Annotated in this window: 13 protein-coding genes; 6 read left to right on the forward strand and 7 right to left on the reverse strand. The window is 70.5% G+C overall.

The window, feature by feature from the left end; genetic code table 11:
* Window positions 1-5 precede the first annotated feature (5 nt).
* The 3 genes from ACPPVT_RS15705 (at window position 6) to mctP (ending at window position 3,508) form a co-directional block, all read left to right on the forward strand.
* Complete coding sequence (locus ACPPVT_RS15705; protein WP_426561842.1) at window positions 6-1,472, forward strand: DUF6297 family protein; 1,467 nt, start codon at window positions 6-8, stop codon at window positions 1,470-1,472.
* 96 nt (window positions 1,473-1,568) lie between these two features.
* Complete coding sequence (locus tag ACPPVT_RS15710) at window positions 1,569-1,841, forward strand: DUF3311 domain-containing protein (protein WP_426561844.1); 273 nt, start codon at window positions 1,569-1,571, stop codon at window positions 1,839-1,841.
* Window positions 1,838-3,508 carry a monocarboxylate uptake permease MctP gene (mctP, locus tag ACPPVT_RS15715; protein ID WP_426561845.1) on the forward strand — a complete coding sequence of 557 codons (1,671 nt, stop codon included), beginning with the start codon at window positions 1,838-1,840 and terminating at the stop codon, window positions 3,506-3,508. Before ACPPVT_RS15710 ends, mctP begins: the two co-directional genes overlap by 4 nt.
* A gap of 224 nt (window positions 3,509-3,732) precedes the next feature.
* Here mctP and ACPPVT_RS15720 read toward each other — a convergent pair whose 3' ends face one another.
* Window positions 3,733-4,518, reverse strand: a complete 786-nt coding sequence (locus tag ACPPVT_RS15720) for a response regulator transcription factor (RefSeq protein ID WP_426561847.1) — start codon at window positions 4,516-4,518, stop codon at window positions 3,733-3,735.
* A gap of 268 nt (window positions 4,519-4,786) precedes the next feature.
* Between ACPPVT_RS15720 and ACPPVT_RS15725 the strand changes: the two genes are divergently transcribed.
* A complete protein-coding gene (locus tag ACPPVT_RS15725; RefSeq protein ID WP_426561849.1) occupies window positions 4,787-5,671 on the forward strand; it encodes a TolB family protein in 885 nt (294 codons plus the stop codon).
* Window positions 5,672-6,209: 538 nt separating this feature from the next.
* On the opposite strand, the gene ACPPVT_RS15730 is transcribed toward ACPPVT_RS15725, so the two are convergent.
* The 4 genes from ACPPVT_RS15730 to ACPPVT_RS15745 form a co-directional block, all read right to left on the reverse strand.
* Window positions 6,210-6,575 (reverse strand): thioesterase family protein, encoded by a 366-nt coding sequence (locus ACPPVT_RS15730; protein WP_426561851.1) that lies wholly within the window; start codon window positions 6,573-6,575, stop codon window positions 6,210-6,212.
* 61 nt (window positions 6,576-6,636) lie between these two features.
* Complete coding sequence (locus ACPPVT_RS15735) at window positions 6,637-7,728, reverse strand: type IV pilus twitching motility protein PilT (RefSeq protein WP_426561853.1); 1,092 nt, start codon at window positions 7,726-7,728, stop codon at window positions 6,637-6,639.
* A 106-nt stretch (window positions 7,729-7,834) separates the two neighbouring features.
* Window positions 7,835-9,139 carry an HD-GYP domain-containing protein gene (locus ACPPVT_RS15740; RefSeq protein WP_426561854.1) on the reverse strand — a complete coding sequence of 435 codons (1,305 nt, stop codon included), beginning with the start codon at window positions 9,137-9,139 and terminating at the stop codon, window positions 7,835-7,837.
* Window positions 9,136-10,590, reverse strand: coding sequence for an HD-GYP domain-containing protein (locus ACPPVT_RS15745; RefSeq protein WP_426561856.1), 1,455 nt, complete (start codon window positions 10,588-10,590; stop codon window positions 9,136-9,138). Before ACPPVT_RS15745 ends, ACPPVT_RS15740 begins: the two co-directional genes overlap by 4 nt.
* 504 nt (window positions 10,591-11,094) lie before the next feature.
* On the opposite strand from ACPPVT_RS15745, the gene ACPPVT_RS15750 reads away from it, so the two are divergent.
* Both ACPPVT_RS15750 and ACPPVT_RS15755 read left to right on the forward strand, forming a co-directional pair.
* Complete coding sequence (locus ACPPVT_RS15750) at window positions 11,095-11,796, forward strand: hypothetical protein (protein ID WP_426561857.1); 702 nt, start codon at window positions 11,095-11,097, stop codon at window positions 11,794-11,796.
* 85 nt (window positions 11,797-11,881) lie between these two features.
* The gene (locus ACPPVT_RS15755; protein WP_369853652.1) at window positions 11,882-11,956 is read left to right on the forward strand and encodes a 50S ribosomal protein bL37; all 75 of its coding nucleotides are present in this window, start codon (window positions 11,882-11,884) and stop codon (window positions 11,954-11,956) included.
* A gap of 84 nt (window positions 11,957-12,040) precedes the next feature.
* On the opposite strand, the gene rsrA is transcribed toward ACPPVT_RS15755, so the two are convergent.
* Window positions 12,041-12,307, reverse strand: a complete 267-nt coding sequence (gene rsrA / locus ACPPVT_RS15760) for a mycothiol system anti-sigma-R factor (RefSeq protein ID WP_426561858.1) — start codon at window positions 12,305-12,307, stop codon at window positions 12,041-12,043.
* Window positions 12,304-13,077, reverse strand: coding sequence for a sigma-70 family RNA polymerase sigma factor (locus tag ACPPVT_RS15765; protein WP_426567178.1), 774 nt, complete (start codon window positions 13,075-13,077; stop codon window positions 12,304-12,306). The genes rsrA and ACPPVT_RS15765 overlap by 4 nt, the downstream gene beginning before the upstream one ends.
* Window positions 13,078-13,129: the final 52 nt, after the last annotated feature.

The following is a 13,129-nucleotide window of genomic DNA, read 5'->3' on the forward strand; positions in this document are numbered from 1 at the left end:
GCCGGATGGCCACCGCAGTCAGCGTCGAGCTCCCAGCGAGGGCAGTCCGCAAACACCTGCGCAAGACCCGCCGGGCCTCCAGCGCCGCCCGGCCGGTCACGGAGGTCCTGCAGGACCTCTACATCGGCCTGTTCGGTCTCGTGCTGGTGTCCGTGATGGTCGCGCCGCTGGCCCGCAGCGCGCTGAAGGACGTCGTCGCGCACGGCGGCGCCGGGCACGTCCCGCACGCCCTGGTTCCCGACCTCGGCCTCGCGCTCGCGCTGGTCGCCGCCGGCACCGGCCTGCGCGCGCTGCAGCTGATCGGGCCGGTGATCTGCGACCCGGCACGAGCGACCTGGCTGCTGGCGTCCCCGGTGTCGCGCTCCGGCCTGCTCGGCGCTGCCGCCGGCCTGGCGGTGGTCGGCACCGCACTGTCCGGCGCGGTGGCCGGCCTCGCGGTCGGACTGCTGCTGTCCTGGCCGGCCGTCGGGTCGGCCGTCGTCGGCGGTCTCGTCGCGGCCCTGCTGTCGCTGCTCGCGACCACCCTGCAGGGCCGCTCCTGGGGTGCGGCCTGGCTGCGCCGGACCGGTGACGTGCTGGCCGCCCTGGCCGTCCCCGTCCTGGTCGCCGGGTTGGTCGGGGTGGACGCCGAGCCGCCGTCGCCGTCCGAGCGCACCGCGCTGCTGGTCGCGCTCGCGCTGGGGCTGCTCACCGCCGGGTGCGCCTTGGGACTGCGCCGCGCGCTGGCCCGGCTGCGCCGGGCCGACCTGGTGGCCGGCACCGGTCTGGCCACCGGGCTGCGGGCCACGGTGACCGCGCTGGACGGTTCGTTCGTCGCCGAGACACTGCGCCTGCGCAGGTTGCTCGAGCGCGGCGAGGTCGGCTCCAAGCCGTTGCGCGGCAACGGGTTCAGTGCTCTGGCCTGGGCCGACGTCCGCCGGGCCTGGCGAGCGCGTCGGGGCTGGCTGGCCGCCATCGCCGCCACCACACTGGTCTGGGCCGCGGACGACCTGTACGGCCGGCTCGGGGCGGCGCTGGCGATGGTGCTGGTGGCCTGGGCCGGTGCTGGCGCGGCGGCCGCCGGGCTCCGTACGATCTCGCGCTCCCCCGCGCTCTCGCGCGCGCTGCCGTTCACCGACGCCGACCTGCGGGCGGCCCACCTGGTCGTCCCCGGCGCGGTCGCCCTGGTGATCGGCGAGATCGGCTGCGTGCTGGCGTCCAGGCCCGGGTGGTGGGCGGTGATCGCCACGCTGCTCGCTGTGGCCGGCGTGCTGCGCACCGCCGGCGGTCGACCGGACATCCGCTGGGAGCTGCAGGCCACCTCACCGATGGGGGCGCTGCCGGTCGGCGCCGTCACGGCGTACCTGGTCGGCCCGGACGTCGTCGTGCTGGCCGCGCTGCCGTTCGTGTTCGGGGCGGATCCGCTGCTCTCGTCGTTGCTGCCGCTGCTCGCGGTGGCCGTGCTGCTGCGCAGAAAGTCCCGTCGCGCCTGATCCGGTTGCCTCGTGCCGGTTTGGGAGTAACGTCCCGCCCGGTGGGCGGCATGCAGGCCGTCCGCAGCAGGGGCAACGGCATCGGAGGCGCGCACCGTGGGCACACCCGCAGAGGAAGACTCGAACGTCAACGGTCCCGCGCACCGAAACCTGCCGACACCGATGATCGTCGTGGTCGGCGTGCTGCTCGCCCTGCCGGTGGTCGCGCTGCTCTGGGTCTCGAGCTACGCCAAGGACACGCCGCGGCTGTGGGGGTTCCCCTTCTTCTACTGGTACCAGCTCCTGTGGGTGTTCCTGGCCGCGATCTGCACGTCTCTCGCGTACCGGATCGTCATGGGACACACCCGCCGTGACGGAGGCCAGAAGTGAGCGCCGGGCTGCTGGCGGCCAGCGGCGAGGACACCACCGGGATCAACTGGGTCGCGCTGACCATCGTGATCGTGCTGTTCTGCGTCGTCACCGTGATGGGCTTCATGGCCGCGAGGTGGCGGCGTCAGGACGCCAGCATGGGCAGCCTGCAGGAGTGGGGTCTGGGCGGGCGCAGCTTCGGCACGTTCATCACCTGGTTCCTGCTCGGCGGCGACCTCTACACGGCGTACACGTTCGTCGCGGTGCCGGCCGCGATGTTCGCCACCGGAGCGGTCACCGGCTTCTTCGCCGTCCCCTACACGATCATCGTCTACCCGATCATCTTCGTCTTCATGTCGCGGCTGTGGTCGATCTCGCACACCCACGGGTTCGTCACGCCGGCCGACTTCGTCAAGGGCCGGTACGGCTCGCGCGGACTGTCCCTGGCGGTCGCGCTGACCGGGATCCTGGCGACCATGCCGTACATCGCGCTGCAGCTCGTCGGCATCCAGGCTGTGCTGGAGGTGATGGGCATCGGCGGGTCGCAGAACAAGTTCGCCCAGGACCTGCCGCTGCTGATCGCCTTCGCCGTCCTGGCGGCGTACACCTACTCCAGCGGGTTGCGGGCTCCGGCGATGATCGCGTTCGTCAAGGACGGGCTCATCTACCTGGTCATCCTGGTCGCGATCGTCTACCTGCCGCAGCACGTCGGCGGCTGGGCGCACGTCTTCGACTCGGCGCAGGAGAAGATGGCCAAGACCAATCCGGTGACCAACAAGCCGGTCGGCGCGTTCATCCCGAACACCATGCAGTTCTGGCCGTACGCGACGCTGGCGCTCGGCTCGGCCATGGCGCTGTTCATGTACCCGCACTCCATCACCGCGGTGCTGTCGTCCAAGAACCGCAACGTGATCCGGCGCAACGCCTCGATCCTGCCGGCGTACTCGTTCCTGCTCGGCCTGCTCGCACTGCTGGGGTTCATCGCCATCGCGGCCGGCACCAAGCCGATCGGCCTGGACGGGCTGCCCAACCCGCAGCTCGTCGTACCTCAGCTCTTCGAGGACGAGTTCCCGTCCTGGTTCGCCGGCATCGCGTTCGCGGCGATCGCGATCGGCGCCCTGGTGCCCGCCGCGATCATGTCGATCGCAGCCGCGAACCTGTTCACCCGCAACATCTACCGGGACTTCCTGAAGCCGGACGCGACGCACGCCCAGGAGGCCAAGGTCTCCAAGCTCGCGTCGCTAGTGGTCAAGCTCGGGGCACTGGTCTTCGTCTTCGCCCTCGACAAGACGCTGGCGCTGAACTTCCAGCTGCTCGGCGGAGTCTGGATCCTGCAGACGTTCCCGGCGATCGTGTTCGGACTGTACACACGCTGGTTCCACCGGTGGGCGCTGCTGGCCGGCTGGGCGGTGGCGATGCTCTACGGCTCGATCACCGCGTACCAGCAGATCAACCCGGCCACCCACAAGCACTTCGGGACGTCCGTGGCGCCGATCGAGCTGATCGGCAGGAGCGGCTACATCGCCTTGACCGCCTTCGCGATCAACGTGCTGGTGGCCGCAGTCCTGACCGTGGTGTTCCGGCTGGCCAAGGCACCGGAGGGCAGCGACATCACGAAGCCGTCGGACTACAAGGCGGACGCCGGCGACCCGAGCGTGCACGACCTCCCCGAGCTCACCGACGCCTGAGTTCGGCAGCAAGGTGTGATGGATGGGGAAGGTCCCCTGCCCAGGCTGAGCGGCGCTCACAGGGCGCCCGCGAGCCATCGCTAGGCGACACCAGAGTGACTCCTGTGACAGTGGAAGACGTTGATCCGCCGTCTGCGGCGTGTCGCCAAGGCTCTAACCGTCGATGACCGCCCTTGTGACGGATAGGGCGTCTGTGGCTTCCTGGGTGCTTGGGCCCGGTGGGTTCAGCCCGAGCCCAGGGTTGGCCCCACGATGAGCGAGAGCTCGGCCGCGGCCTGCAGGGCGGTGTGCAGGTTGTGCGCGCCGAGTTTCCGGTAGATCCGCTCGGTGTGCTTCTGGACGGTGCGCACGGAGATGCCGAGCCTCATGGCGGTGCCCGTCGCGGTGATGCCGTCCTCGAGTAGTTGCAGCACGGTGAGCTCGCGTTCAGTGAGCTGCTGGCCAGTGGCCCGATAGGACAGCCGGTGCTGCTCGCGGCACTGGGCCTGGCGGGAGATGACGTCGAGCAGCCGGCGCAGCGCCTCTGCGGCTGCCCGGTCGGCCATGGTGAAGTCGTGCTCGCCGCGGCCGAGTACCCAGACGCGGGTCTCGGGGACGCCCGGCTCTGGGGTGACCGGGATGGCCAGCTGGTAGTTGCGACCCCAGTTCGGCCGCATCTGGCGGCACATCTCGAGGGCGAGCCATTCGCGCTCAGGCACCAGGTCGGTTATCGCGAACGGTTCGCAGGGTCCGCGGTGGGTGACGAGGAACTGGATGCCGGCGTGCATGGCGCCAGCCTCCGCGGTCGGCAGGTGACCGTGCGGTATGTGCTGCCACATCTCGTCCGGGACGATGCGCAGCGCCGTGGTCCAGCCGAACCACTCGTGCCGGTAGTAGCCCGCGACGTCAGCACCGATCGTGGACCGTAGCGCTTGCAGCACGGGGCCCACGACATCGGTGCTTGGCGGACCCTGCAGTGCGGCGGTGGCGACGTCGAGAACCGCGCTCGTTGTCCGGTTGAGCGAGCCCATGGCTCACCTCCGTACGCATCTTGCGTACAGACACGGTGCACCCGCTCGCCTATCGTCGACAACCGCCCCGGCGGCCTGACCGGCACCGCCGCCCCGGGTGGGAGGCCAAACCATGTTCGGACCAGATCACCAAGCCCCCTCAGCCCGCTCGCGAAGGCGCACGCGACACCGAGACCCTCGTGTGGTGGGGCTCATCGCAGCCGTTTGCGTGCTGCCAGTTCTGGCGGCGAGCCCTGCCGCCGCATCGCCCGTGCATGGGCGGCCCCACGTGCGCGACGGTCAGATCCTGTACACGCCCTTCGTGGACGCCGTCGGCGACGTCACCCTCTTCACGGTCAACCCCGACGGCACGCACGCCCGCCAGGCGTACCCGTACGCGATGGAGTGCCCGCACTGGTCGCCTGACGGCCGCCAGGTCGCCAGCTGCGGGACCCCTGGTGGAGATGGCACCACCATCCTCGACATCGACACCGGCCACACCCGGCTGCTGCCGTTCCTGGCACCTGGGCTGTTCAGCCCCTGCTTCGTGTGGTCACCAGACGGCTCCCGGCTGGCCTGCGAGGGCGCCACCGACGAGGGGACGCAGAACGGCATCTACACGGTGCGAGTGCGCGACTGGGGGGACGTGCGGAAGGTCACCAGCATTCCAGGCGGAGACGACCACCCCGGAGGCTTCTCACCCGACGGCAGGCGGCTGGAGTTCGTCCGCTTCACCGACCCGGACACCGGCCCGGGCGCACTGTACGTCGTGAACACCAACGGCAGCGGCCTGCGGAAGATCACCCCGGACTGGCTGAACGTACGCTCCGAGGGCGATTGGTCTCCTCGCGGCAACGAGATCGTGTTCTCGGCGCGCACACAAGACGACTTGCGCCAGCAGTTGTGGATGGTCCGCTCCGACGGGTCCGACCTCCGCACCATCACGGTGGCCGCAGACCCCCCGTGTGGTGGCCTGTCGGCCGACCAAGCATCAGTCGGCTGCACCGGGCCGACGTGGTCGCCGACTGGTGACCGGATCGCGTTCCGCCGTAACTCCGCCACCGGCATCGAGTTGGTCACCTCGTGCCCGGACGGAAGCCATGTCGCCCACGTGGCAGATGAGGGGTCGGACGCGGGCGACGCTGACTGGGGCGTGCACCCGCTCGCACGCTGAGGTTCCCGGCGATCAGGCCAGGACTTGGGGCACCACGGTGAAGCGGCGCGCCCGGACCAGACGTGGCTCACTCGGCTGATGGCGCCGGACTGGGATGGGGTTTGCCGTCTTCGTCGAGCTCGGTGGACAGCCGCACGAGCAGGCGGATGAGGCGCCCGGCGCGCTGGCCGCGCTTGGCTCGTAGCTCGGCCCAGCCGTCGGCGGTGTTGCCGTCCCAGGCACTGAGCGTCTCGGCGCAGACCTTGATGGCACGTTCGAGGGCCGTCGTGCTGCCATGGCCGGCGAGCCGGGCGTGGGCGGCGACGAGCCGCGGCTGGCGGCCGCCGGCGCGGTGGACGTAGCGGCCTGGTCTGCCGCTGAGGCGTCCTGTCCGTCGGCGCGGGTCTCCTTGTACAACAGGCAGGCGGCCGAGGAGGCAAGCTCAGCTACGCGTGCTGCGGGCCCAAGCGTGCGACTTTCGCCCACGACATCACACCTTGCTTGCCGAATTGACCGACGCCTGACTTCCCTGCCGTGCCCGCTGCGGTAGGGGTGGTCGTCAGGTCGGCAGGCGGCCCAGGAAGCGCTGGACGTCGACCACGACCCGGGTGACCTGCCCGGTGGCGAGCAGCCGGCCGTCGCGTCCGGTGACGACGACCGCGAACCGCAGCAACCGTCCGTCCTGGTGGCTCGGCTCGGCCCGCACCAGCACCTGCTCACCGACCGGGCTCGCGGCCAGGTGCTCGAGCTCGACGCGGGTGCCGACGCTGGTCGAGCCGTCGGGCAGCGGCTCGGCGGCCGCGCAGGTCACGGCCTCGCACCAGGCCAGCAGGCGCGGGGTGGCCAGCACCTCCAGCGTGCCGGACCCGAGCGCCCGTGCGGTGTCGACGTCCGAGACCTGGAAGGTTCGTTCAGCAGCGGCCACGCCCGTGACGCTACCTGGCCGGGCGGGCGCCGGAGCTCGCCGAACGAGCTTGCCGAACGAGTCAGGCGACCAGGCCGATGCGACGCAGCTCGACGGTGAGGTCGTGCGGGTTGCTGGCGGCGCTCATGGCGTCCTCCAGGGTCACCACGCCGTCCCGGATCAGCTGGGTCAGGTGCTGGTCGAAGGTCTGCATGCCGTAGAAGCTGCCCTCGGTGATCAGCTCGGTGAGGGTGTTGGTCTTCTCCGGGTCCGCGATGGCGTCCGCGACCCGACCGGTGTTGATGGCGATCTCCATCGCCACGCAGCGGCCCTGGCCGTCAGCGCGGGGCACCAGACGCTGGCAGATGATGCCGCGCAGCGAGCCGGCCAGCGCGAGCCGGACCTGCTTCTGCTCGTGCGGGGGGAAGAAGTCGATGATGCGGGCGACGGTCTCCTGCGCGTTGGTGGTGTGCAGGGTCGACATCACGAAGTGCCCCGTCTCGGACGCCGACAGCGCCGCCTTGACGGTCTCCGGGTCGCGCATCTCACCGACCAGGATGACGTCCGGGTCCTGGCGCATGGCGGCCCGCAGCGCGACCGCGAAGTCCTCGGTGTCCAGCCGGACCTCGCGCTGGTTGATCATGGACAGCTGGTCGCGGTGCAGGATCTCGATCGGGTCCTCGATCGTGACGATATGGCACTCACGGTGGGTGTTGATGTGGTCCACCATGCCCGCGAGGGTGGTGGTCTTGCCCGATCCCGTCGGACCGGTCACCAGCACGAGGCCGCGCGGCTCGAGCGCCAGCTGGCTGATCACCTGCGGGACGCTCAGCTCCTCCAGCGGCAGCGCACCGACCGAGACCCGGCGGAAGACCAGCCCGATCGAGCCCCGCGAGCGGAACGCGTTCACCCGGAACCGGCCGACGCCAGCCAGCGAGTACGCGAAGTCGGCCTCGTTCGTCCGCTTGAACACGTCACGCAGGTCGTCTCGCATGACCTCGTCGGCGATGGCGGAGGTCTGCTCGGGCGTCAGCGGCGGCCCCTGCAGCTTGCGCAGGCGGCCGTCGATGCGCAGCCGCGCCGGTGAGCCGACCTTGATGTGCAGGTCGGACCCGCGCAGCTCTGAGAGCGCGCGGAGGTACGGCGACACGGAGATCACGGCAGGCTCGTCCACGACTTCCAGATCGGCGCGGGCCGGGAGGGACTTGAGGAACCGAAGGCGCCCGGCACGACCGGAACCCGTGAAACAGCACGTCCCATGACCGGGTGCTCCGTTCGGGTTACTCCACTCGGGTGACGACCCGGGTCAGCGCCGACACCACGCGCGGGTCGTACTCGTAGGCCAGACCCAGGTGGATCCGCTCCAGCGCCTCGCGCCGGCGGGCCTGCGACCCGCCGTCACCGACCAGGTCGTCATAGGCGTTGGCCGCCTTGATGATGCGGCTGCTCAGCGGCACCGCCCGGTCGTCGGTCTGGTGGTGCCGGCGGTACGGCTCGCACTGGCGCTCGATGATGTCGGCGACGTCGTCCAGCACCCCGGTGCGACGCACCACGGCGGCGCCGAGGTCGGCGATCCGCCGCTGTTCCATCGGTGCGGCCATCACGGTCGCGCCGCCTGGGATGGGCTCGGCGAGGGACAGCTGGCCGATGTCGTGCAGCAGGGCCGCGTACTCCAGGTCGCGCAGCGCTCGCTCCACCATGCCCAGGTCGCGGCCCATGGCCAGCGCGAGTGAGGCGACCCGGCGGGAGTGACCCGTCTCCGTGTAGCCGCCGAGCTCGGTGACCCTGGACAGCGATCTGATGGTCTGGTTGTAGGTCTCACGGACCATCGAGTACCGCCGGAAGGCGAACTGGGTCAGCAGCAGGGGCGCGAGGAAGACCGGGACGGCGAGCAGTCCCATCGGCTCGGCCGCCAGGGCGATCAGCACGCCGCCGCAGCCGATGGCGCTGCCGAGCGCGGCGGTGAAGCGCAGCTCGTCGGCCAGCACGGACTTCAGCCGGGCGTTCTCGGCCCCGGCGCGCATCATCGCCGCGAGCAGCGCGTCCAGCACCAGGATGACGGCGACCGCGAGCAGCATGAGCAGCGCCAGGAGCCAGCGGTAGCCCTCCCAGGCCCGGCCGGCCTCGGCGAACGAGCCGTGCGAGGTGAACGGGATGACCCGCCAGATCACGGTCAGCGCCGAGATGGCCAGGAACCGGTGCACGATGCCGGCCAGTTCGAGCGGCCGTCCGGCCAGCAGGTGCGGGAGCACCCCGATGATCGTGGACATTGCCACCACGGCGACCACGGTCGCGGCGTCCACCGACCCGCCCCCGCTGGGCCCGATCTTCGTGGTGAGCACGAAGGCGACCGCGGCTGCGGTGCCGACCGGCGCAGCCTCGCGGTCGCCGGGCAGCCAGATGCGCAGCGCCTCGCCCAGCGTGATCGCCGCGGCGAAGACCACGACCACGTCGAGGTTCTGCACGCCGTGCTGGGTCAGGGCCGCCGCCGAGGCCCCCACGGCGGCTGCCGCGACGAGGGCGGCCAGGCAGGTGAAGGCCCAGGTGATCGACAGCCCCGGCCGGTTCACTCCCACCAGGGTCATCGAGGTCCACCGCCGCCGTCGGTCTCGGTGAGGTCCAGGGGACGGCGCCCCTCGGTGGCGAAGCCGGGGTCGTCGTGGTCGCGCGAGTCCGGGACGTCGGCGCCGTTGCCCTCGCGGATCGCGTGGTCCAGCAGCCGGTCTGCCGCGGTCTGCGGTGCCGGCGCGGCGGAGACCCACTCGGTGCGGGCCAGTCCGTCGGTCAGCGCCTCGACGAAGACCTGGTCGAACTGGGTACCGGTGCACCGCCGGAGCTCCTCGAGCGCCTCGGCGACCGAACGGGCCTGACGGTAGGAGCGGGTCGAGGTCATCGAGTCGAAGGCGTCCGCGACCGCGATGATCCTGGCGAACTCGGGGATGGCGCTGCCGGCCAGGCCCATCGGGTAGCCGCGCCCGTCGAGCCGCTCGTGGTGGTGCAGGATCCCCTCGAACGCCTCCCCCAGGAACTCGATCTCACGCACCATCTCGAGCCCGCGTACCGGGTGCCGAGCGATGGTGGCGAACTCCTCGTCGGTCAGCGCGCCGGTCTTCTGCAGCACTCGGGTGGGGACGCCGAGCTTGCCCACGTCGTGCAGCATCCCGGCGAAGTGCAGGGTCGAGGTCCGCTGCTGGGACAGTCCGGTCGACCGCGCGATGATCACCGACGCCCGAGCGACGCGCTCGCTGTGGCCACGGGTGTAGTGGTCCTTGGCCTCCACCGCCTGCACCAGCGCGGCCACCGTGCGCTCGTGGGCGGCGTTCTGCTCGGCGTACTGCGCGAACGCCCACCGCGCGACGAACAGCGGGGCCAGCACGAGCACCGCGGCCAGCGCGCCGACGCCGGCGGCCTCCCACAGCACGACCAGGAGCAGCCCGAACAAGCCGTAGCCGATGTAGGCGATCCCGCCGCTGCGCAGGGTGCCGCTGAGCACCTCCCGGTAAGGCGCGTGCTCAGAGACGCTGACGATGCCCGCGACCAGGCCGGCGTTCAGCAAGCACATCACGATGTTGGCCAGGACCAGGGGCAGCGCGAGGTTCGTCAGCAGGTCGGCGGTCGAGTGCCACGTATTGCGGTCGTCAGTGCCGCCGAACGCGTAGAACGTCGCACCGGCGGCTGCTCCGAGCAGTGCGAACAGGGCACTGTTCATCGCCCAGACGCGCGGCTTGGCCCGGCGCAGCTCCGGCAGCCAGGAGGCCACGCCGACGATGATCGCGCCGGTCGTGCCGACGAGCACGACCGCGGCCAGCAGCACGATCGAGCTCGTGCCCAGGTCCGTGCGCCCGTAGACGCTGCGAACCCGGGTCATGCTGCTCACGATGCACAGGAGGGACAGCACGATGATGCCGGCCCAGTCGTCCACCGTCGGTGGAGCGACGTGCCAGCTCAGGGCGAAGGCAGCGGCCGCAGCGAGGACGGTGGCGCCTACGTACAGCCGGACGCGACGCAGCGAACCCTTCACCTCGTTCCCCTTCACGTTGGATCCAGCGTGCGTGAAGGAGGCCGGAGGTCAGATCGGCTGCTGCTGTGCAATCCGGACTGGGCTGGGCTCAGCCGCCCCAGCTCCAGCCCGGTTGGGACGAGAGAAACTTCTCGACAGCGGAAACGATCTTGCTCACCGGACATCACTCCTTATTGAGGTCGTCACGGGTCCGCTAGCCCCCGTGCGCACTCCGCTCCGCTAAGGAACAGGACGTACCGGGCAAACGTACAGGGGGTGTCGTTTGCCCGGCAAAAGGCTCGCCCGCCGGCCTCCATCACGCACTCTGGAGTTGTGTGCGCGGCCACCGGGACCGCGCGGCTGTGCGTGCGGATCGTACTTCCCCACCAGTCACTTCAGCATCAAATCTGCGTGACGACCTTCGCGTCGTTGCGCTGTTCGGGTGAACCGCCTGGTCACAGAGTGCGACATTCCACCGGCGATCACGACCGGCAACCCCCTCTGGCACTACTTTCGGTGCTTACCGGGACGGGAGACCAGATGACGACGATGCGGTTGCGGCCTGACCTCGAGGACGCCCTGCGCGCCCTGCCCGGCGTCCAGGCGGTCAGTGTGGTGACCTCCGCACTGGGCGTGCCCACCGAGGTGCATGTCCTGGCCAGCCCCGGCAAGTCGCCCAAGCAGGTGGTCCGCGACGTGCAGTCGATGGCCATGACCGCGTTCGAGATGGATATCGACCGGCGGATCGTCAGCGTCGTCCAGATCGGCCAGCAGGAGGGCGCGCCGACCGCGGTCTTGGTCACGCCGTCAGGTCCCGACACGAACGAGGTGGATGCCCTGGAAGCCATGACCGACGGATCGGCCAGCGTGATCCGGCCGATCGTGCAGCGGATCTCGCTGACCTCGACCCGGACCAGCTCCTCGGCCAACGTCGTGATCCGGATGGGCAGCGACGAGTTCACCGGCGAGGTCACCGGTGCCGGGTCGGCCGCCGCCCGGGCCTGGGTGGTCGCCGAGGCGGCCGTGCAGGCGGTCAGCGAGCTGATCGGTACCGGCTGCGAGGTGGAGTCGGCCCAGGTGGTGGCCTCGGGATCGCGTGAGGTCGCCGTCGTCGTGCTCGTGCTGCAGGTGCCACGGGTGGGTGAGCACGTGCTCACCGGCAGCGCGCTGGTGCGCACCTACGCGGATGACGCGGTGGTGCGCGCCGTGCTGGACGCCCTGAACCGTCACCTGACCGGCTGAGCGCGGCTGCTCGCGTCGGGCGGCCCACCGTGGTGTGGGACGATGGTCGGCGAGCATGAGCAGCCAGCAGCAGGAAGGAGCAGCGATGAGCAAGCGCGCACGCAAGCGCCGCAGCCGCAAGGGCAACGCCGCCAACCACGGCAAGAAGCCCAACGCGTAGGCATCGCAGACGACATGACGAGGGGCCCGAACCATACGGTTCGGGCCCCTCGCTCGTACTCGGTCTGCGGCGGGTCGGCGCGGGCTACGCCTCGAACTGGATCCGCACCTGGGTGATCCGGGTGAGCACCCGGGTGCGCAGCTCCTCGGGGGCGGACTCGCACGCGCAGCTGCGCCGGATCAGTGCCTTGAGCGCCTGGTCGAGGTCGTACTCCTGCAGGCAGGGACCGCACTCCTCGAGATGCTGCTTGATCTTGGCGCAGTCCAGCTCGCCCATCTCGTTGTCGAGGTACTCGAACACGCGGTCCAGGACCTCGCGACAGTCAGTGTCGTGGTGGTTGCCGCAGCTCACGACTCCCCTCCGTTCGGGGTACCGGCGGCCACCAGGCCGCGCTCTCGTGCGTAGTCGGTTAGCAGCTCGCGAAGCTGGCGGCGCCCACGGTGCAGGCGGGACATGACGGTACCGATCGGCGTCCCCATGATGTCGGCGATCTCCTTGTAGGCAAACCCCTCGACGTCGGCGTAGTACACCGCCATCCGGAAGTCCTCGGGGATCTGCTGCAGGGCGTCCTTCACGTCGCTGTCGGGCAGGTGGTCCAGGGCCTCGGCCTCGGCGGAGCGCAGACCACGGGAGGTGTGCGACTCGGCCCGCGCCAGCTGGTAGTCCTCGACCTTCTCGGCGTCGGACTGCAGCGGCTCACGCTGCTTCTTGCGGTAGGTGTTGATGTACGTGTTCGTGAGGATCCGGTAGAGCCAGGCCTTCAGGTTCGTACCCGGGCGGTACTGGTGGAACGCCGCGAACGCCTTGGCGAACGTCTCCTGCACGAGGTCCTCGGCGTCGGAGGGGTTGCGCGTCATGCGCAGCGCCGCCGAGTAGAGCTGGTCGAGGTACTGCAACGCGTCCTGCTCGAACCGGTCGCTGCGCTCCTGCGCGCTCTCGGACTCCGGGGCACGCGTCGTGTCGTCGTCCGTCCCCTCGACGCCCTCGGCGCCGGCCGCTGTCCCGCTCGTCTCAGTCATTGCTGACCAGGGTATCGCCGTACCGACCCCGGCCTTGACGGTCGTCCGCTTGCGTGAAGCGTTTGGCAGCGACGCCGACGCTCCGGACGTCCACCAACCCATGGCCGGACCGTCCACCGCGCGGTCGGGTGCAGCAGTGAGCAACGCGACTCCT

The organism is Angustibacter sp. McL0619 (assembly GCF_049994355.1).
In the GTDB taxonomy this organism is placed as follows: domain Bacteria; phylum Actinomycetota; class Actinomycetes; order Actinomycetales; family Angustibacteraceae; genus Angustibacter.

Excerpts from the sequence above, each read along its gene's own strand:
- ACPPVT_RS15705 (WP_426561842.1), top strand. The coding sequence starts at position 6 with ATGGCCACCGCAGTCAGCGTCGAGCTCCCAGCGAGGGCAGTCCGCAAA.
- ACPPVT_RS15720 (WP_426561847.1), bottom strand. The coding sequence starts at position 4,518 with ATGGGCTCGCTCAACCGGACAACGAGCGCGGTTCTCGACGTCGCCACC.
- ACPPVT_RS15740 (WP_426561854.1), bottom strand. The coding sequence starts at position 9,139 with ATGACCCTGGTGGGAGTGAACCGGCCGGGGCTGTCGATCACCTGGGCC.
- ACPPVT_RS15750 (WP_426561857.1), top strand. The coding sequence starts at position 11,095 with ATGACGACGATGCGGTTGCGGCCTGACCTCGAGGACGCCCTGCGCGCC.
- ACPPVT_RS15765 (WP_426567178.1), bottom strand. The coding sequence starts at position 13,077 with ATGGGTTGGTGGACGTCCGGAGCGTCGGCGTCGCTGCCAAACGCTTCA.